Source organism: Pantoea sp. S18, assembly GCF_045689705.1.
Taxonomy (GTDB): Bacteria; Pseudomonadota; Gammaproteobacteria; order Enterobacterales; family Enterobacteriaceae; genus Pantoea; species Pantoea symbiotica.
Map to the genome: position 1 here is coordinate 4079573 of NZ_CP142688.1, position 18829 is coordinate 4098401.

At 56.5% G+C, this 18829-nt stretch carries 18 protein-coding genes; 6 read left to right on the forward strand and 12 right to left on the reverse strand.

Annotated features, from left to right (window positions below; genetic code table 11):
* Positions 1-6: 6 nt before the first annotated feature.
* From VIJ98_RS19005 to mntP, 10 genes are all read right to left on the reverse strand, one after another.
* Positions 7-843 (reverse strand): fumarylacetoacetate hydrolase family protein, encoded by an 837-nt coding sequence (locus VIJ98_RS19005; RefSeq protein ID WP_323275495.1) that lies wholly within the window; start codon positions 841-843, stop codon positions 7-9.
* A 108-nt stretch (positions 844-951) separates the two neighbouring features.
* Positions 952-1773: a M55 family metallopeptidase gene (locus tag VIJ98_RS19010; RefSeq protein WP_258144153.1), complete on the reverse strand. Its 822-nt coding sequence runs from the start codon at positions 1771-1773 to the stop codon at positions 952-954.
* Positions 1774-1824: 51 nt separating this feature from the next.
* Positions 1825-2871: a P1 family peptidase gene (locus VIJ98_RS19015; protein ID WP_323275498.1), complete on the reverse strand. Its 1047-nt coding sequence runs from the start codon at positions 2869-2871 to the stop codon at positions 1825-1827.
* Between the two features lie 2 nt (positions 2872-2873).
* Positions 2874-3758, reverse strand: coding sequence for an ABC transporter permease subunit (locus VIJ98_RS19020; RefSeq protein WP_323275501.1), 885 nt, complete (start codon positions 3756-3758; stop codon positions 2874-2876).
* Complete coding sequence (locus tag VIJ98_RS19025) at positions 3758-4687, reverse strand: ABC transporter permease (RefSeq protein WP_154193928.1); 930 nt, start codon at positions 4685-4687, stop codon at positions 3758-3760. The genes VIJ98_RS19020 and VIJ98_RS19025 overlap by 1 nt, the downstream gene beginning before the upstream one ends.
* A 92-nt stretch (positions 4688-4779) precedes the next feature.
* Positions 4780-6321: a glutathione ABC transporter substrate-binding protein gene (locus VIJ98_RS19030; RefSeq protein WP_323275503.1), complete on the reverse strand. Its 1542-nt coding sequence runs from the start codon at positions 6319-6321 to the stop codon at positions 4780-4782.
* 21 nt (positions 6322-6342) lie between these two features.
* Positions 6343-8205: an ABC transporter ATP-binding protein gene (locus VIJ98_RS19035; RefSeq protein ID WP_323275505.1), complete on the reverse strand. Its 1863-nt coding sequence runs from the start codon at positions 8203-8205 to the stop codon at positions 6343-6345.
* A gap of 18 nt (positions 8206-8223) precedes the next feature.
* The gene (gene dgcA / locus VIJ98_RS19040) at positions 8224-9189 is read right to left on the reverse strand and encodes an N-acetyl-D-Glu racemase DgcA (protein ID WP_154157296.1); all 966 of its coding nucleotides are present in this window, start codon (positions 9187-9189) and stop codon (positions 8224-8226) included.
* Between the two features lie 2 nt (positions 9190-9191).
* Positions 9192-10199 (reverse strand): N-acetyltransferase DgcN, encoded by a 1008-nt coding sequence (gene dgcN, locus VIJ98_RS19045; protein ID WP_061719826.1) that lies wholly within the window; start codon positions 10197-10199, stop codon positions 9192-9194.
* A 482-nt stretch (positions 10200-10681) separates the two neighbouring features.
* Positions 10682-11254 (reverse strand): manganese efflux pump MntP, encoded by a 573-nt coding sequence (mntP, locus tag VIJ98_RS19050; RefSeq protein WP_154183236.1) that lies wholly within the window; start codon positions 11252-11254, stop codon positions 10682-10684.
* 284 nt (positions 11255-11538) lie between these two features.
* Here mntP and VIJ98_RS19055 point away from each other — a divergent pair, with 284 nt between their 5' ends.
* The 4 genes from VIJ98_RS19055 to VIJ98_RS19070 all read left to right on the forward strand — a co-directional run bounded on the left by VIJ98_RS19055 (position 11539) and on the right by VIJ98_RS19070 (position 14962).
* Positions 11539-11778 carry a DUF1158 domain-containing protein gene (locus tag VIJ98_RS19055; protein WP_007891898.1) on the forward strand — a complete coding sequence of 80 codons (240 nt, stop codon included), beginning with the start codon at positions 11539-11541 and terminating at the stop codon, positions 11776-11778.
* A gap of 535 nt (positions 11779-12313) precedes the next feature.
* A complete protein-coding gene (gene mqo, locus VIJ98_RS19060) occupies positions 12314-13924 on the forward strand; it encodes a malate dehydrogenase (quinone) (protein ID WP_179453139.1) in 1611 nt (536 codons plus the stop codon).
* 256 nt (positions 13925-14180) lie between these two features.
* Complete coding sequence (locus tag VIJ98_RS19065; RefSeq protein ID WP_323275508.1) at positions 14181-14618, forward strand: DUF417 family protein; 438 nt, start codon at positions 14181-14183, stop codon at positions 14616-14618.
* A 38-nt stretch (positions 14619-14656) separates the two neighbouring features.
* Positions 14657-14962 (forward strand): hypothetical protein, encoded by a 306-nt coding sequence (locus tag VIJ98_RS19070; RefSeq protein ID WP_008106651.1) that lies wholly within the window; start codon positions 14657-14659, stop codon positions 14960-14962.
* A 74-nt stretch (positions 14963-15036) separates the two neighbouring features.
* Here the strand turns inward: VIJ98_RS19070 and VIJ98_RS19075 are convergent, their stop codons facing one another.
* Positions 15037-15624: a LysE family translocator gene (locus tag VIJ98_RS19075; RefSeq protein WP_154157301.1), complete on the reverse strand. Its 588-nt coding sequence runs from the start codon at positions 15622-15624 to the stop codon at positions 15037-15039.
* A gap of 136 nt (positions 15625-15760) precedes the next feature.
* On the opposite strand from VIJ98_RS19075, the gene VIJ98_RS19080 reads away from it, so the two are divergent.
* Entirely contained in the window at positions 15761-17251 is a 1491-nt protein-coding gene (locus VIJ98_RS19080; protein ID WP_323275510.1) for a PLP-dependent aminotransferase family protein, read from the forward strand.
* On the opposite strand, the gene VIJ98_RS19085 is transcribed toward VIJ98_RS19080, so the two are convergent.
* The gene (locus VIJ98_RS19085) at positions 17218-17841 is read right to left on the reverse strand and encodes a glutathione S-transferase family protein (RefSeq protein ID WP_008106644.1); all 624 of its coding nucleotides are present in this window, start codon (positions 17839-17841) and stop codon (positions 17218-17220) included. The two genes, VIJ98_RS19080 and VIJ98_RS19085, sit on opposite strands and share 34 nt — an antisense overlap.
* Positions 17842-17954: 113 nt before the next feature.
* Between VIJ98_RS19085 and VIJ98_RS19090 the strand changes: the two genes are divergently transcribed.
* Complete coding sequence (locus VIJ98_RS19090) at positions 17955-18803, forward strand: PhzF family phenazine biosynthesis protein (protein WP_323275512.1); 849 nt, start codon at positions 17955-17957, stop codon at positions 18801-18803.
* Positions 18804-18829: the final 26 nt, after the last annotated feature.

Below are 18829 nucleotides of genomic sequence, written 5' to 3' on the forward strand. Positions count from 1 at the left end.
TGGGTTTTATGCCACGCGGTGACGTAATTTTCCGATCTTTTCGATTTCCACTTCAATCTCATCGCCGGGGAACATAAACAGCGGTGGCGTGCGTTTTTTACCTACGCCGCCCGGTGAACCGGTGATGATCACATCGCCTGGCGACAGCGGGCTGAACGCGGAAATGTACTCGATAATCTTCGCCACCGGATGCACCATGCTGGCGGTGGTGTCGTTCTGCACTTCGCGCTGATTGAGCCAGGTTTTGATCGCCAGCTGCTGCGGATCGGGGATCTCGTCGGCGGTAGTCATCCACGGCCCGAAACCGCCGGTTTGCTGCCAGTTTTTCCCGGCGGTGAACCAGGTAAACTGCATGTCGCGCACCGTGGCATCCATAAAGCAGCTGTAACCCGCAACGTGATTCAGCGCATCGGCGGCTTTCACCTGATAGGCCGCTTTGCCAATGATCACCGCCAGTTCGCCTTCGTAATCAAATTCCTGCGTGGTAGCGGGTTTCAGCAGCGGCTGCTCGTGCGCCGCCAGCGAATCCGCGAAACGCACAAACAGCGTCGGCGCTTCAATCGTCTCGGCGAACTCTTTGCGTTTGTCGGCGTAGTTCATGCCAACGCAGAACACTTTGCCGGGATTTTCCACCACCGGCAGGAAGCGAATGGCGCTAAACGGATGATCAACCGGCTGTGACACGAAGGCGTCGAGATCGCTTAACGCGCCGCGTTGCAGCAAGGTTTTCAGGTCCGGGCAGTCAGCGCCGAGACGCGCGCCGATATCAATCACGCCCTCTTGCTGCACGATACCGTAACTTTTTCTTTCCTGGTCAATAAGATAAAAACTGCAGAGCTGCATGACTGCCTCGTTGTTATATATAAATTGCGCGCAGGTTAGCAAAATTCAGCAGGAAATGCGGACCGACCTGATGATTTAGCGCGGTCGCCATAAATGGCGCCCCTACGATCACGATTGTGTACTTGCCAGATAGGAGAAGGCGCTCAGCAGGCTGATTAACGTGTTCATGTTGTCGGCGCGATAGCCAACGGTGACCGCGTCAATGCGCGTCACGCCGGGAATCAGGCTGAACAGATCCGCCAGCACCGGTTTGCTGGCTTGCAGCTGCATCTCATAAGGCGCGCTCAGCCGCGTGGTGCTGATCTGGCGTTTGCGCTGCACCGCAGCAGTTGCCGCAGCGCGAATGGCGTTTTGCGCTGCCTGCGGGCTGATGGATTCTGCACAGGTATGCGAGATGGCGCGTTTCACGCAGACGTAATCCACCGAGGGATAATGCTCGGCAATCCAGCCTTTGAGCTGATCGTCACCGCTCACCAGCCACAGCGGCGTGCCCTGTTCGGCAGCAGCTGCGGCGTAGATGTCGGTCTCGCCCATCACCTTGCCGTTGATGTGAATGCGCCAGAACGCACGGCCATTAATGGTGTGCGCCAGCACGCCGGGTTCGCCCGCCGCGCTGTGATAGCCGATAAAGAACAGGCCATCAAACGGTTGCTGCTCAATGCCTTCCACCATCGATAAGCCGCGCGGTTTGCCCTGCACCATGCGCGCGCGGGGATCAATATTTTCCGCGCGCAGGTTGGTCATCTGCGCGTGGCTGTCGGCCACCACCACTTCTGTTGCGCCACCGGCAAAGGCGCCATCGATGGCGGCGTTAACTTCCTGTTCCATGAGTCCGCGCGCCAGTTGGTATTCCGCGTGGCCGGGAGAACACTGTTCCGGGCGCATTACGCCGGCGATGCCTTCGATATCGGCAGAGATGAAGATTTTCATGAGGTTGGGGTTCCGTGCGTTTATTGGCAGAGGTCGCCATGAATGGCGACCCTACGATGCAGCTAATCGATCTAATACTTCGGTTAACGACGGGCGATGATGGCCGCGGAAACCGGTGACGGCTTCGGCGCTGAGTAAGGCATCCAGCACCGCGTGTTCGGTGGCATCGGCGGCGGCGGCGAGCAGCGGTTCCAGCGTGGATTCTTCTGGCGGTTGCGGCTGTGGCTGGGTGGAAAATGCCACTGCAATATCGCCCGAACCGTGGCCCCAATAGCTGCCCAGGCGCCCCAAACCGGCCCCGGCGCGTTTGGCGATGCGCTTCAGCTGACGCGCATCAAGCGGTGCATCGGTCGCCATAATAATGATGATGGAACCGGCATCGCGTTGCGGCGTCAGTTCCGGCAGCAGCGGCGCGATCATTTCACCCAGGCGCACGCCATCCAGCGTCAGCGCGGTCAATGCGCCGAAGTTCGCCAGCACCAGCACGCCCAGCGTGGCATTGAGCGACGGAATGATGCGCGAGGCCGTACCAATGCCGCCTTTCAAACTGAAACAGCTCATGCCGCGCCCGGCACCAACGCTGCCGCGATCGAAATCTGCAGTGGCGTCATAGAGTGCTTGCTGCGCCATCGTCTCGGTGATCGCCAGCGCCTGAATATCGTTGAGCCAGCCGTCGTTGCACTCCAGCGCCAGCGGATTGACCGTGGGCAAGCTGCGGCCCAACTCGCTGTTGCGGCTGATGGCATCGCGCACCAGCGTGGTAAACAGCGTGCCGACCGCCAGCGTGTTGCTTAGCAATATCGGCGTTTGCAGCACGCCCAACTCTTCAACCTGCACCAGGCCAACCGGCTTGGCGAAACCGTTAAACACCGCCGCCGCACAAGGCAGCGGCTGGGTAAACAGATTGTCGCCCGGCGGCACAATCGCGGTGACGCCGGTTTGCCGTTCGCCATCGGCTAACGTGTAGTGACCGACGCGCACGCCCGGCACATCGCTAATGCGATTAGTTGGCCCGCTGGCGCTGCGCGGTTGTCCCAGTTGGCGCTCGCTGCGCCAGCGTTGCAGCAGCAGGTCGCGCTGCAGTTGTTGAAAGTCCATGCTTAGCCCTTCAGTTTGGGATCGAGCGTATCGCGCAGCGCATCACCCAGCAGGTTAAACGCCAGCACGGTAATAAATATCGCCAGACCCGGAAACACGCTGACATGCCACAAGCCAGCCATCATCATGCTGCGGCTCATCGCCAGAATATTGCCCCACTCCGGCACATCGGGTTCCGGGCCGAGGCCGATAAAACTCAGCCCGGCGGCGGTCAGAATACTGGTGCCGATACGCATAGTGAAATAGACAATCACGTTTGACAGCGTGCCCGGCAGAATGTGGCGCAGCAGAATCACGCGATCCGGCGCACCGGCACAGCGCACCGCTTCAACATACGCTGCCTGTTTCAGCGACAGCGTGGACGCACGCACGATGCGGGCAAACACCGGCACGCTGAAGATCGCCACTGCAATAATGACGTTGTTGAGTCCCGGACCGAGAATCGCCACCACCGCAATCGCCAGCAGCATGCCGGGAAAGGCGAACAACACGTCGGAGCCACGCATAATCAGCATATCGATCCAGCGTCCGTAATAGCCCGCCAGCATGCCGAGCAGCACGCCAACCACCATGCCGAGCGTTACCGACAACACGCCGACATACAGCGAGATACGCGCGCCAAAGATGATGCGGCTGAACAGATCGCGACCCAGTTCATCGGTACCCATCCAGTGCGTGCTGGACGGCGGCGATGACAGCGCCATCCAGTCGGGTGCCATCGGATCCCATGGCGCCAGCCAGGGTGCGAAAATGGCCACCAGCACCAGCAGCAGCACAAAGCCGCCGGAGACCAGCGCCAGCGGATTACGCACCAGCGCGTGCAGAAAATCGCGCCACGGCGAACGGATCGCCTCCTGCGCGTGGGCAGGCAGAGATTGCAGACTCATCAGGGCTCCTGTCGCAGGCGAATCGCTGGGTTGACCACGGCATACAGCAGATCGACCAGCAGGTTAATGACAATAAATTCAAACACGAACAGCATGACTAACGCCTGGATCACCGGCTGATCCTGCGCCTTGATCGACTCGATCAACAGCCAGCCCAATCCCGGCCAGTTGAACACGCTCTCGACCACGATCGATCCGCCGAGCAGAAAACCGAACTGCAAACCGAGCATGGTGATCACCGGGATCAACGCATTGCGCATCACGTGTTTCCACGTCACCAGCCGATTGCGCAGCCCTTTGGCTTTGGCGGTGCGCACGTAATCTTCCTGCGCCACTTCGAGAAATGCCGAGCGGGTGAAGCGCGCCATCACCGCCGCCACCGAGGAACCGAGCGTGATTGCCGGTAACACGATGTCGCTGGGTTGGTTAAAGCCGCTGACGGAGAACAGGCCAAACGGCATGGCGACGAACTGGATTAGCAGCAGGCCGAGCCAGAAAGTGGGCATCGAGATGCCGCCAACGGCGACGCTCATTAAGGTCCAGTCCTGCCATTTACCGCGTTTCAGGGCGGCAAATACGCCGAGGAATAGGCCCAGAATCACCGACCAGGCAAAACCGGCCAGCGCCAGCCACAGCGTGGGCATAAAGCCCTGTTTGATCACTTCCAGCACCGGCTGTTGAGTGCGATAAGTGACGCCCAGATCGCCGCGCAGCAGGCCGCCGATCCAGTTGATATATTGCTGCGGCAGCGGATCGTTGAGTCCGAGATGCTGACGCGCTGCTTCCACCGCGGCCAAAGGCGCATCCGGTCCGGCGTAGATACGCGCCGGATCGCCAGGCAGCAGTTTGATGAAGCCGAAGACCAGCAGCGAGACCACCAGCAATACGGGGATCATCTCCAGCAGTCGGCGAATGATGTATGCGAACATGCGGTTCCTTTTGGTTGGGTGCGGATTGTTCCAGGTGCGCATGAATGCGCACCCTACAACGTAGGGTCGCCATGAATGGCGACCGCCAACCTTTACTTAAACGTCGCCTGATTAAACAGGAAGTTGCCATCCGGCAGCATCGACACACCGCTCAGCGTGCTGCGTTTGCCGACCAGATTGTCTGGCGTGCCGAGGAAGGCGACTGGCGCCTCTTTCCACAACACTTTCTGCGCCTCGGCGTAGGCTTCACCACGCTTAGCTGGATCGGCGGTGGCTAGGCCGCCGGCAATCGCTTTGTCGGCTTCGGCATTGCTGAAGTACGAGACGTTATACGAGGTCGGCACCCAGGATTCGGTGGCGTAGAGTGGACGCAAGGCCCAATCGGCATCACCGGTTGATGTCGACCAGCCGCCGTAATAGAGATCAAATTCCGCCTCTTTCGGGTCCTTCACGCCCCACAGTTTAGCGTTGCGCGTGCCGGAATCCATCGGCGTGACCGTGGCGCGAATGCCCACCGTTGCCAGCTGCGCTTTTAATACCTGCGCGGCACGCACGCTGGCGGTGGCGTTGGTGACCCACAGTTTAAGATCGAGGCCGTTCGGATAACCGGCGGCTTTCAGCAGCGCTTTGGCTTCATCCGGCGCATAGCGATAGTTCGGCGCGCTCTGCTTCTGGTAGAACTGCACGCCTTCCGGAATCGCCGAACTGGCCGGTTTGCCCATGCCGGCAAATGCCACTTTCAGCCACAGATCGCGGTCGATGGCATAGTTGATCGCCTGACGCACACGGACATCAGCCAGCGGTTTGTGCTGGGTGTTGATCGCCATGTAATAGAGATAAATGCTCGGATCGCGCTGTACCGCCAGTTTGCTGTCGCTCTGCACGGTGGCGATCAGATCGGATGGCAGCGGCCAGATCGCATCCACCTGACCGGATTTCAACGCCGCAACGCGCGTGGCATCTTCCGGGCTTGGCGAGAAGATCACGTTATCCACTTTCGGCCAGCCTTTTTGCCAGTAGCCATCGTACTTCGCCAGCGTCACGGCTTTACCCGGCTGCCAGGTCACGAATTTGAACGGACCGGTGCCGACCGGATGCAGGCGCAGCTGCGCTTCTTCCGGATACTGTTTGAGAATCGCCGGGCTCCACATCACCGCCGACGGATGCGCCAGGGTGTTGATGAAAGCACCAAAGGATTGGTTCAGATCGATTTTCACCTGATCCGGTGCCAGCACCGTTACCTTGGCAATCATCTTGTAGAGGCTGTTGCGCTTGAGGCCTTTGGTCTGATCTGCAAGGCGATCGAGGTTGGCTTTCACCGCTGCGGCATCGAACGGCGTGCCGTCCTGGAAGGTCACGTCTTTACGCAGCGTCAGGGTAAATTCGGTGGCGCTGTCGTTGCTGGTGTAGCTGGTGGCGAGCCACGGCTGCAGCTTCATCCTGGCATCGAACTGGAACAGACGTTCGAAGATGCCGCTCTGCACCGAGTAGCTGACGTTATCGGAGGTATCGTGCGGATCGAGGCCGGTGATGTCGGCATACATCGAAATGCGCAGATCCTGCGCCTGAGCGGCGGCGGCCAGCGAGAGGGTCAATCCCAGCGCGAGCGCAGTACGGCGGAAAATCGGGTTCATGAAATCTCCTGGTATTGAGGGTTAGCGCGAAACAAAATCAGCGACCCAGTGTTGCGGAGCAACCTGGCGATAACGCGGTTTAACGACCGTTTCTCCCACCTTGCGCAGCGGCGAAGGAATTTCGCCGTCCTCGAAAGTGCGGGGTTGACGGTTCTGGGGATCGGCCACCGGCACCGAGGCCAGCAGACGTTGGGTATACGGATGTTGCGGCTGGTTGAACACCGATTGACGCGGCCCCAGCTCAACAATCTGGCCGAGATACATTACCGCCACGCGGTTAGCGATACGTTCCACCACCGCCATGTCGTGCGAGATAAAAATCCACGCCACGCCGGTTTGCTTTTGCAGATCCATCATCAGGTTCACCACCTGCGCCTGAATCGACACATCCAGCGCCGAGACGGCTTCGTCGGCGATGATCACTTTGGGTTTCAGTGCCATGGCGCGTGCAATAGCGATACGCTGACGCTGGCCGCCGGAAAATTCATGTGGATAGCGCTGCGCGTGTTCCGGCAATAAGCCCACGCTTTTCAGCAACGCATCGACCTGCGGCGACGCTTCTTCCAGCGACTTCACCATGCCGTGCAGCAGCAGCGGTTCGGCAATGGTGAAACCGACGGTGAGACGCGGATTGAGCGAGGCGTAAGGGTCCTGAAACACCATCTGGATTTCACGGCGCAGCGGCTGGAACTGCGCCTCTTTCAGGTTGGCGATTTCATTGCCCTGGAAATGAATGCTGTCGGCGTCGCTGTTGATCAGCCGCATCAGCGCACGACCGGTGGTGGATTTACCGCAGCCGCTTTCGCCGACAATCGCCAGGGTTTCGCCCGGCCACAGGCTGAAATCGATCTGCTCCACCGCGTGCACCTGATGGGTGAGCGCCGAGAAAATGCCGCTGCGAATCGGGTAGTAGACTTTCAGGCCGCGTACATCCAGTAGCGGCGTTTCGTCGTAGCGCGCGGTGCGCTGCTCGCTGTTATCGCTGGAATTACTGCCCAATAGCGGAAAGCGCTGCGGCCATGCGTGTTCGCGCATATCGCCGAGCTTCGGCACTGCGGCCAATAATGCTTTGGTGTAAGGATGCTGCGGCGCGTTGAAGATTTCAGTTACCGTGCCCTGCTCAACTACTTCGCCGCGCAGCATCACCACCACGCGATCGGCGATTTCTGCCACCACGCCCATGTCGTGAGTGATGAACAGCACCGCCATCTGCTTCTCGCGCTGCAGGTCACGCAGGATGTGCAGAATGCGCGCCTGCACCGTGACATCCAGCGCGGTGGTCGGCTCATCGGCGATTAGCAGTTGCGGATCGCAGGCCAGCGCCTGCGCAATCATCACGCGCTGGCGCATGCCGCCCGACAGCGAATGCGGATAACTTTTCATTACGCGATCCACATCAGCGATGCGCACCTGGCGCAGTAATTCACGTGCGCGCGCCTCGGCCTGACTTTTGTCGCAAATCTGATGATCCCGCAGCGCTTCGGTCAGCTGATCGCCGACGCGCAACACCGGATTGAGCGAGGTCATCGGCTCCTGAAAAATCATCGCCATTTCGCGGCCACGTAAAGCACGGCGTTGCGCTTCATTTAGCGCGGCAAGCTGATGCGCGTTGCCCTGACGATCGCGGAACTGCATGCTGCCGCGATCGATACGCCCGGATGCGGCCAGCAAACCCATTACCGCCAGCGAGGTGACCGATTTACCCGAGCCACTTTCACCGACCACGGCGACAATTTCGCCCTGATGAATGTTAAAACTGATGCCTTTCAGCGCCTGATTTTCGCCGCTGCGGCCGCGAAAACTGACGCTGAGATCCTGAATCGCGAGCACCGGTGCTGAACCGGCAACGCTGGCGGCGTTGGGTGTAAGTAAAGTGTCCGTCATCGTTGCTCCGCGTGCGGGTTACAGCCAGATTTGGCCTTGAGCGTAAGAAAGGAAGGGCGAGCTATCGGCGGCCAGCCAGATTGGGCCATCGAGATCGACATGCTCAGCGGCAATCGCCACCGGCAGCGCTGCTTCCATCGCCAGTGAAGAGCCAAGCATGCAGCCGACCATCAACCGCATATCGCGCTTCTGCGCCTCTTCCACCATCGCCAGCGCTTCGGTCAACCCGCCGCATTTATCCAGCTTGATGTTGATCATCTCGTAGCGATTGCGCAGCTGCGCGATGTCTTCACGTGTGTGGCAGCTCTCATCGGCACACACCGGAATCGGGTGCGCGAAGCGCTGCAACTCCTGATCCTGGCCCGCCGGTAGCGGCTGCTCGACCATCGCGATGTTAAAACTCGCCAGCGCGTTGAACAGGCTGGGCAAATCCACGCCCGACCAGGCTTCATTGGCATCAATGATTAAGGTGGCGCGCGGCGCGGCGGCACGAATCGCGGCGACTTTTTCCAGAATCTCGTCGCGATTGAGTTTGATTTTCAGCAGGATGGCGCCGCGTGATACCGCATCGGCAGCGGCGGCGGCCATGTTCTCGATGGAATCGAGGCTGAGGGTTTCGGCGGTGATTACCGATGGCGGCTGACGACGCTCGCACTGTTGCCACAGCGTGTGCTTCGCCAGCGCGGCATCAAGACGCCACAGCGCGCAGTCCAGCGCATTACGCGCTGAACCGGCAGACAAACGGCTTTGCAGATCGAGGCGGCTCAGGCCCGCTTCCATGTCGGCGCGCAACGCTTCCAGTTCGGCGTTGACGCTTTCTGGCGTTTCATCGTAGCGCGGCGTGGGCGTGCATTCGCCGCGGCCAATAAAGCCGTTCTGCTCCAGCGTCACACGAATCACCGTGACCGCCGTGCGTGTGCCGCGCGAGATGGCAAACGGACGCGCCAGCGGCAGCTCCAGCACTTCAATCTGCATGCGCCGCATAATTAGCCTCGCTCCTGCAGCAGCGCGGCGATATCCGCAATGCCGAAACGCACCGGATCGGTGGCTGGCACGCCGAATTCTGCGCTGATTTCTGCGCAATAGGCGCGCGCTTCTTCTTCGCTGTAGTTTGAGGTGTTGATAGCGAAACCGGCCAGTTGCACCGCGTCGCTGGTAACGTGCGCCGCGCGCAGGTTGGCTTCGACGCAATCTTTCAGGCTGACCATCGGCTGATGCGGCAGATGACGCATATGCGGACGGCCCATTTCATGGCACATCACCAGCCAATGCGGCTGCGCACCGTGAATCAGGCCCATGCTGACGCCAGCATAGGAAGGATGGAACAGTGAACCCTGGCCTTCGACGATATCCCAGTGATCGGCGTCATTGGCTGGCGACAGCGCTTCGACCGCACCGGCGATGAAGTCTGCAATCACTGCATCAATCGCGATACCTTCGCCTGCCACCAAAATGCCGGTCTGGCCGGTGGCGCGGAAATCGGCTTTCATGCCGCGTTCACGCATCGCGGCTTCCAGCGCCAGCGAGGTGTACATCTTGCCTACCGAGCAGTCGGTGCCGACAGTAAGTACACGCTTACCTGTACGCTTTTTACCGCTGCCTACTTCCAGTTTTGGACGCATGTGGCGCAGGTCGAACAGCTCAACACCGAACTCTTTGGCCAGCGCCACCAGCTCCGGCTCATCCACCAGACGATGGTGTAAACCGCTGGCAACGTTCATCCCGGCTGAGATGGCGCTCTTTACCGTGTCGAGCCAATGCGTGGGCAAGTAACCACCGGCATTCGCGGTGCCGAGCACCAGCGTTTTGGCTCCGCGCGCTTTGGCAGCGGCAATGTCGAGGACGTCGAGGCCCAGCGATACGGTGCAGCCCGGCAATTTGATTTCGCCAACGCACTGCTCTGGACGCCAGACGTGGATGCCGCGTGCGGTTTTAGCGGCCAGTGGATCGGTTACGTCGCCGAGGAAGAGTAAATAAGGTTGTGGGATCAGCATGATGTTTCTCGTTTCAGACGGTTTATAGGGCCTGAATTGACTATTTCATGCAGGAGATGGGGTGACGAATGCTTGTTTAGTTGCGGGGTATAACGTGCGGCTATAGCCAGATCGAAATCTGATGGCTGAAGGGTTTTATCAGCAAGTTAGGGAGAAAATGGGGGGAATTGCGGCTGGAGAGATAAGAAAACAGTTGATAACCACAGGTCGATCCCTGACCGCGATTATCGAGGGTATTCTGTTAGCGCTGGATTAATGCTGTGCGCCTGGCGGTACGTGCTTGAAGGTTTCAACGTAAGCGTTAAACACGTAGCGGAAAAAGCGTTTCATAAGGCACCTGGTTCAAAAATTGTTGAAGAAATACGCAAAAAGTATAGCCGCTGAGCGTTTTTACCGCAATTATTTTTGAAGTAGATCACAGAATTGGGGTTTGGTGCGGATGCGAAGAAGAGGTCGCCATGAATGGCGACCCTACAATGTGGTTAGTTAAACCAGCCTAAATGCTCGCTTAAAATGGTGCAGCCAATGCTGATCAGCACTACACCGCCCAGCACTTCGGCCCATTTGCCCATCACCGGACCGATAAATCGGCCAACCAGCACGCCGGTGGTCGCCATAATAGTGGTAGCGGCGCCAATGGTGATGGCGGTCATGATGATATTCACCTGCAGGAACGCCAGGCCAACACCCACTGCCAGCGCATCAAGACTGGTAGCGACAGCAGTTAACGCCAGCACCATAAAACCGTGACGCTGCGGCGCTTCGCAAGGCTCATCGGCGGTTTGACGGAAGCCCTCCATCATCATACGGCCGCCCAGCACGGTTAACAGCACGAACGCCACCCAGTGATCCCACGCCATGATGTAGCGGCTGGCCGCAAGACCAATTGCCCAGCCAATCAGCGGCGTTAACATCTCGATGACGCCAAAGATCAAACCGGTACGCAGCGCTTCTTTGAAATTCGGGCGATGCAGTGATGCGCCTTTGCCCAATGCTGCGGCAAAAGCGTCCATCGACATGCCAAAGGCCAAAATCAGGGTTGCGATAAATGTCATGGGTTTTCAATCAATGCTGCGGAACAGGCGCTAAAGCCGCTACTTCTCCGCATTTATTGTTCAGTAATGAAAAAGTGCGCGCAGTCTAACACGCAAAAACGGCAAAAAAAAGACAGTAAAATCAGGGATTTAAGTATAGCAAAGGCTATAACTCTTAACTTTCGCTATTTTTGACGCTAAGTGAATGGAATAGAAGAAATTTCTTAGAGCGATTCGGCACGGGGATTGCACCGTAGCGCGGTTTTATGCGCTAATGCCCGCGCTAACTGATTTGGAAAATGACCATGAATAACCCATTCGAAACGCTGATCATCCCAGGCGGCATTCTGCTGCTGGGCTTTCTTTCTGCCCTGCTGCTGCCCGCACCTTCATTTGGTATTGAGCTGGCAAAACAGCTGCAGGAAAGCCTGCATCTGATGGATGTTAATCAGCTGTATACCATTGTCTTTAGTTTGTGGTTTTTACTGCTGGGCGCGATTGAGTTTTTCGTGATTCGCTTCCTCTGGCGCCGCCGATCGCGCTGATCATTTTTCCGGCAAGGTGATGCATTTTTCTTCTGGCGGGCAACGCCGTACATGATGAAATTCATCACCACAAAAATGTAACATTACTTTTACACGGCATGGCGAAATATCGCGCAACATAAAATCCGCATAAATAATCAATTTAGTTAAAACTCATAATTTTCAACACATTAAAATGTGACACACCTCACTCACCGTTTTCAACCCCACCAAAAGCACTCACAATAGCGTAACAACTGCATTACTCTAACCGTCTGATTAAGAGATAAAAATCCCTTATGACCGCGGGGTTGAGCTGATTAATTCTTATGCTGAATCATTTCCGCCTTTAAAAAATAAACAAACGTTTAATTCCGATACGAGAATGTTATATTCGAATGCATATGCATAACGTGCAGTTAACCGTTATCGTCCCCATGACTTATACCTGAGTCTTAACCTTTGAGAGATAGCGCCACGCGCTCGAAAGAAGCGCGGCTATTTCGCCTGCGAACCTGTTGAGCTTCAGGTCAACAGAGAGAGGAGATGTCGCCTCATGAGTACTACTGCGGTAAATCTGGCGCTCGCCGCCGCTGGCATGGAAAGTGCAAACCTTCAGGAACGAAAAGACGTCGACGTACTGCTGATTGGCGCAGGCGTGATGAGTGCGACTTTGGGCGCATGGCTGCAAGATCTCGAACCTGACTGGTCGATTGAGATGGTTGAACGTCTTGATGACGTGGCCGTTGAATCTTCTAATGGCTGGAACAACGCCGGAACCGGCCACGCCGCGCTGGCGGAACTGAACTATACGCCGCAGAAGGCGGATGGCAGCATCGACATCGCCAAAGCTGTGGCGATTAACGAATCGTTCCAGATTTCGCGCCAGTTCTGGGCGTATCACGTTCAGAAAGGCAACCTGCGCAATCCCAAAAGCTTTATCCACAGTACGCCGCACATGAGTTTCGTTTGGGGCGACGATAACGTTGAATTCCTGCGCAAGCGTTTCAATGCGTTGCAGAAAAGCACGCTGTTCCGTGGCATGAATTACTCTGAAGACCGCGATCAAATCACCGAGTGGATTCCGCTGGTGATGAACGGCCGTGACAGCAAACAGAAAGTGGCGGCCACCTGGACCGAAATGGGCACCGATGTGAACTTCGGTGAAGTAACGCGTCAGCTGATTGCTTCTTTAGAAAAGAAAGCCAATTTCCGCCTGCGTCTGCGCCAGGAAGTGCGTGATATCAAACGCCTGAGCGACGGTCGCTGGCAGGTCACGCTGCATAATCTGGCCAGCGGTGAAAATCGCGTGCTGACCACGCGCCAGCTGTTTATCGGTGCGGGCGGCGCGGCGTTACCGCTGCTGCAGAAATCCGGCATTCCGGAAGTGAAAGGCTACGCCGGTTTCCCGGTGGGCGGTTCATTCCTGGTGACGGAAAATCCTGACGTCGTGAAACAGCACATGGCGAAGGTTTATGGCAAAGCCAGCGTCGGCGCACCGCCGATGTCGGTGCCGCACGTCGACACCCGCGTGCTGGATGGCAAGCAGGTGCTGCTGTTTGGGCCGTTTGCGACCTTCTCTACCAAATTCCTCAAGCAGGGTTCGCTGCTGGATATGTTCGGCGCGATGAACACCAGCAACCTCAAGCCGATGGTGCAGGTTGGCCTGAAGAGCTTCGACCTGGTGAAATATCTGGTTGATCAGGTTTTGCAAAGCGACAGCGATCGTATGGAAGCGTTGCGCGCTTACGTGCCGCAGGCGAAGCAGGAAGATTGGCGTTTAGTGACTGCCGGCCAGCGCGTGCAGATCATCAAGAACGATGCCGTTGAAGGCGGCGTGCTGCGTCTCGGTACCGAAGTGGTGACCTCGGAAGATGGTTCGATTTCGGCGTTGCTGGGCGCTTCGCCAGGCGCCTCCACCGCCGCGCCGATTATGCTTGAGCTGATGGCGAAAGCCTTCCCGGAACAGATGCGTTCACCGGAATGGCAGACCAAAATCCGCATGGTTATCCCATCGTGGGGCCGCAAGCTGAATGGCGACGTCGCATTGACCGAGAAAGTGCTGGCCGATACCAGCCGTGTGCTGCAACTCGATTACGAGCCGGTGATTACACCTGATGCCGCCAACGATGAAGCGCGCGAAACGGCGCATGTGGTGGGGAAGTAATAAGGTAGTTCTATCCTGGTCGCCATGAATGGCGACCCTATAAGGGGTGAGCGCCGCTCGCCCCTTATTCCTTTTTTCTATTCCCCGGTAATTAATGACATCGTTGATTATATTTAATGATTGCGTTAATTAAATGCTAAAAACCTTTTCCTGTATAAAATTTATTTAACTGACTTCGCATACTCTCTATACGCGAATTGATGCAACCATAATAATCCGCATCAAATATCTCTTAATGTATAATGAGGTCATTGCGATGACAGTGAAAAATGATTATTTATTCTGCGCTATTCGTTTTCTCAATAAAAAAGACACCATCGCCCTGCGGTTATCCTTGATCGTTGTTTTCCTATTTTTTGGTATCGCCAAGTGGTTTGAATTTGAAGTGGAGGCGCTGACTCCGATAATTACCACAACATGGCTCAGTATTTTGAAGGACATGCTGGGACTGCATGGCACCAGCTACTTTCTTGGCGTAGTGGAATTAACCACCGTGGCGCTGCTGGTGCTGGGATTCAAAAATCCGATGGCGGGTGCCGCTGGCGCCACGTTGATCGTTTTAACGGGTGTGGTGACATTGAGCCTACTACCACAGCTTGGCACGATCGATAGTTTTATACTAAAAGATATTATGGTTGTAGCTATTGGTTTAACATTGCTTAAAAAAGATTTAATTCGCTGGCAGCAAGCTTAAGCTCACCTCCCAAACAATGAATTATTCAAAGAGATAATATGATCATGGAACAACAATTCTCTGAAGCTGATGAAGCTTATATGACAAAAAAAATACCTCAATATATAGATGCGTTGGTTGAGAAGATTAATGACAAAATTATTGAAACAGAAACGACTGCCAGCTGGGATTTTGTTTCGCGCGGCATTACCTTTAATGACCACTTCCCCGCTAATGCCGATTTTTTGACAATCAGCGTGGTTGAAACGCTTTTTCATAAACTCCACGCCGGAGATAAAGACTTAGCTGAATTAATGCTGACGATGATGGGTAAGCAAGCGGGAATAGAGCTAAAACGGTGTTAATATTTTATCGCAATGAAAACACTTTTAAACCCACGTTGCTGCGTAATAAGCAGCAACGTGGATAATGAATATGATTAACTCAACAATACCGCGTCGTACAACATCCAGCCCGTTGTCGCCACCAGCGACAGCGCCATCAAACTGTTAAACGCCTGGCGCTTCCACGCGATTTGCAGATGATTGCGTAAACGATCGCCGAGCGCTGCCCATATCAAAATGCACGGCAGATTCAGTGCCGCAAATCCCAGCAATACCGTCAGCACGCCGTTGCTGTTGGCGTACATCAGCGCCACGTTGGTGACCATCAGCCAGGCTTTGGGATTGACCGCTTGAAACAGGATACCGCCCACCAGCGTCATGGGACGCGGACGTTCGCGCAGTTGCGGCGCGCCGGCACGGAAAATCTTCCACGACAGCCACAGCAGATAGCTACAGCCAACCACCGTCAGCGGCAGGCGAATCGCACCCATCCAGTGCAGCAGCGCATCCAGCGCCACACTCGCCAGCAGCATCTGTATCGCACAGCCCAGCAGGATGCCAAACAGCATCGGCAGCGTGCGTTTAAAGCCAAAGTTAACGCCCGACGTCGCCAGCAACAGGTTGTTCGGGCCTGGCGTGATCGACATAACGGTGACGTAGCTGAAGAATGAGGGATCGAGCATGATGCGCTTCCTGAAGTATCAATGATGTCTTCATGCTAGTGCGAACGCTGCAATGGAAACAGAGACACAAAACCACTATTGTAATGGATACAGTTGTCTCAAAAATGAATTGTACCCATTGTGCGCGGAGGCTTTTGTGTCCCTTCCACTTTCATCTGGTCAAACGCTGTATCAGCAGCTGGTCGATAGCTTTGCCGAGTCGATTCATCAGGGCACGTTGAAGCCTGGCAAGCGGCTGCCGGCGATACGTCGCGTGGCACAATCGCATCAGGTGAGTATCAATACCGTGCTTAATGCGTGGCAAATTCTCGAAGATCGCGGCTTGATTGAATCGCGTCCGCAGTCGGGTTATTACGTACGTGGCGTGCTGCCCGCCGTGACGCGCCCGGTAAAACCGCTGCCAGCAAAAATCAACGATCCTAGCGCGCAAAAGCTGGAGCTGATTGAGCAAGTGTTCGCGGCGCAAAATAATCCCGATTACACCAATATCTCGCTGGCCTGTCCGCAGGATGGCACCTTCTATCCGGCGGCGCGAATAGCGCGAATTACTGCGTCGATTTTGCGCCAGAATCCCGACATTATCGGACGCTATGCGCTTCCGCCTGGTAGTGAGCGCTTACGGGAGGAGATTGCGCGTCGCGCCCTGCACAACGGCATCAACCTGCCGCCGCAGGCGATCACGCTGACGCATGGCTGTATGGAAGCGCTCCAGTTGGCGCTGCGTGCGGTGACCAAACCCGGCGATTGTATTGGTCTGGAATCGCCAACCTATTTCTTCCTGTTCCCGCTGCTGGCATCACTGGGCCTGAAAGCGCTGGAAATCCCGACCGATCCGCATCAGGGATTGTCGCTGGATGCGCTGGAGATGTTGTTACAGGAGAAGCGGATTCAGGCGGTGATCGCCATGCCGGGCGCGCAGAACCCGTTGGGATACGTGATGCCGCTGGAGAACAAAAAGCGGCTGGCGAAGTTAGTGAATACTTACCACATTCCGCTGCTGGAAGATGGTTTGTATGACGAATTGCAGTTTGAGTGGCCGCTGTCGCCGCCGGTGAAGGCGTTTGATAGCGATGGCTGGGTGATTTACTGCACCAGCTTTACCAAAACCGTGGCGCCCGATTTCCGCGTCGGCTGGACTGCCGCCGGGCGTTTTCATGACGCCATCGCTCACCTCAAAGCGGTTTCGTCGATGGCGGAATCACGCTTGTTGAGTGAAACCCTGGCCGAATTCCTTGCCAGCGGCGGCTACGATCATCATCTGCGCACGCTGCGTCGGCGCTATGCCGCCAATCTGGATGCGGCGCGCGGTATCCTGGCCCGCCACTTTCCGCAGGGCACGCGCGCTACCCTGCCGCGCGGCGGGTTTGTTTTTTGGGTCGAACTACCGGGAAATATTGATACCGTGGAGATGTTCCATCGTCTGCTGCAGGAGCAAATCTGTGTGACGCCAGGCGCGCTCTACTCGCTGAGCGATCGTTATAAACACGCCTTGCGTCTCTCCTGCTGCTATCCGTTCGATGAGCGTTATACGTGGGCATTGCAGCGTACCGGCGCGCTGGCCTGCGAGATGACAGGTCTGGCGCCGGGACAGGATCAGGGTTTGCCGTTGCGGCCCCAGGTGGTGTAAGGCTCGCGCTCGGTCAGACGCTCGTAATAGGTCTGGACCGCCGGGAAGTTAGGATGCTCCAGCGGGGTTTCAAACCAGCGATTCACCGCCAGACCAACCGGAATATCTGCCAGCGAGAAGTTGCGGCCTGCGACGTAGCGCCCGGTTTTCTCCAGATGCTGGTTGAGAATGTTCATGGTGTGCGTCCAGCCTTTAACGGCCGCCGCCAGCAAACGGGGATCCTGATGCGCTGGCGAGTTGCGCACCAGTGACATAAACGCGTAGCGCCATGAGGTATTGAGTTCGGTGGCTTGCCAATCCATCCACTGATCGACCGGCGCGCGTGCGCGTGGATTGTCAGGATAGAGCCATTCGCCGCCATTGCTGTTGGCGAGATAGCGCAGAATGGTGTTGGATTCCCACAGCACGAAGTCGTCCTCAATAATTACCGGGACCATGGCGTTGGGATTGAGCGCCATAAACTCTGGCGAGTGCAGCGATTGCGGATCATCGCCCCAGGGTTCTAATTCGTACGCAATATCGAGTTCTGCGCACAGCCACAGAACTTTTCGCACGTTAATTGAAGAAGTACGGCCAAGAACTTTTAACATTGCGGACTCCGATTCCAGAATTCTTAATCTATTCATAGCCCTGTTGCTGGCCTTTCGCAATCAGCAGGATGTAAATCCCGATTTCAGACAACCTCAACGAGGAAGGAGTGACAATGAAGGTCGCATTTAAACAGGTGGATGTGTTTACCTCATCGGCGTTTAAAGGTAATCCGCTGGCGGTGATTATGGATGCACAGGGATTGAGTGACGCGCAGCTGACGGCGATTGCGCGCTGGACCAATCTGTCCGAAACCACCTTTGTGCTGCCGCCACAGGATGCGGCGGCAGATTACCGCGTGCGCATTTTTACCGTGGAAGGCGAACTGCCGTTTGCCGGACATCCGACGCTCGGCACGGCGCATGCGCTGCTGGAAGCGGGCTGGCCGCTGAAAACGCCGGGCAAAATCGTGCAGGAGTGCGGCGTAGGTCTGGTTGAGGTGAAAATCAGCGATGACGGTGCGCTGGCCTTTGCGGCACCCGCCGCTCGCTTAACGCCCTTCAGCGATGCCCTGATGAGCAGCGCGCTGAACAGTGAAGCTTTCGATCTCAGCCAAACGTCGACCATCGTTGATATGGGCATTCGCTGGTTGCTGATTCCGATGAGTAGCGCGCAAGCTGTGCTGGATGTGGTGCCGTCAGCTGCCGATTTACACCGTTTACAGCAGCATGCCGAGGTGAACGGCACAGCGATTTTTGGTGCGTTACCGGCGGACGAAAACGAGCAGTATGAAGTGCGCGCATTGCTGGTTGAGAACGGCAGTTTGACCGAAGATCCGGTGACCGGCAGCGCCAATGCCTGTCTGGCTCGCTACTTCGAGGCTAACCACCAAACGCGGGATTATCGGGCGCGTCAGGGCAGCGCGATTCAGCGTGAAGGTCGGATTCAGGTGAGTTTTACGGATAAGGCGATCTGGATTGGCGGCCAAACGGTGACGGTGATTGATGGGACGATTGATCTGTAAGGTTGCCATTTATGGCAACCTGGCTG

Bases quoted from the DNA above. Each gene is read 5' to 3' on its own strand.
- VIJ98_RS19005 (WP_323275495.1), bottom strand. From the start codon at position 843: ATGCAGCTCTGCAGTTTTTATCTTATTGACCAGGAAAGAAAAAGTTAC.
- VIJ98_RS19010 (WP_258144153.1), bottom strand. From the start codon at position 1,773: ATGAAAATCTTCATCTCTGCCGATATCGAAGGCATCGCCGGCGTAATG.
- VIJ98_RS19015 (WP_323275498.1), bottom strand. From the start codon at position 2,871: ATGGACTTTCAACAACTGCAGCGCGACCTGCTGCTGCAACGCTGGCGC.
- VIJ98_RS19020 (WP_323275501.1), bottom strand. From the start codon at position 3,758: ATGAGTCTGCAATCTCTGCCTGCCCACGCGCAGGAGGCGATCCGTTCG.
- VIJ98_RS19025 (WP_154193928.1), bottom strand. From the start codon at position 4,687: ATGTTCGCATACATCATTCGCCGACTGCTGGAGATGATCCCCGTATTG.
- VIJ98_RS19030 (WP_323275503.1), bottom strand. From the start codon at position 6,321: ATGAACCCGATTTTCCGCCGTACTGCGCTCGCGCTGGGATTGACCCTC.
- VIJ98_RS19035 (WP_323275505.1), bottom strand. From the start codon at position 8,205: ATGACGGACACTTTACTTACACCCAACGCCGCCAGCGTTGCCGGTTCA.
- dgcA (WP_154157296.1), bottom strand. From the start codon at position 9,189: ATGCGGCGCATGCAGATTGAAGTGCTGGAGCTGCCGCTGGCGCGTCCG.
- dgcN (WP_061719826.1), bottom strand. From the start codon at position 10,199: ATGCTGATCCCACAACCTTATTTACTCTTCCTCGGCGACGTAACCGAT.
- mntP (WP_154183236.1), bottom strand. From the start codon at position 11,254: ATGACATTTATCGCAACCCTGATTTTGGCCTTTGGCATGTCGATGGAC.
- VIJ98_RS19055 (WP_007891898.1), top strand. From the start codon at position 11,539: ATGAATAACCCATTCGAAACGCTGATCATCCCAGGCGGCATTCTGCTG.
- mqo (WP_179453139.1), top strand. From the start codon at position 12,314: ATGAGTACTACTGCGGTAAATCTGGCGCTCGCCGCCGCTGGCATGGAA.
- VIJ98_RS19065 (WP_323275508.1), top strand. From the start codon at position 14,181: ATGACAGTGAAAAATGATTATTTATTCTGCGCTATTCGTTTTCTCAAT.
- VIJ98_RS19070 (WP_008106651.1), top strand. From the start codon at position 14,657: ATGATCATGGAACAACAATTCTCTGAAGCTGATGAAGCTTATATGACA.
- VIJ98_RS19075 (WP_154157301.1), bottom strand. From the start codon at position 15,624: ATGCTCGATCCCTCATTCTTCAGCTACGTCACCGTTATGTCGATCACG.
- VIJ98_RS19085 (WP_008106644.1), bottom strand. From the start codon at position 17,841: ATGTTAAAAGTTCTTGGCCGTACTTCTTCAATTAACGTGCGAAAAGTT.
- VIJ98_RS19090 (WP_323275512.1), top strand. From the start codon at position 17,955: ATGAAGGTCGCATTTAAACAGGTGGATGTGTTTACCTCATCGGCGTTT.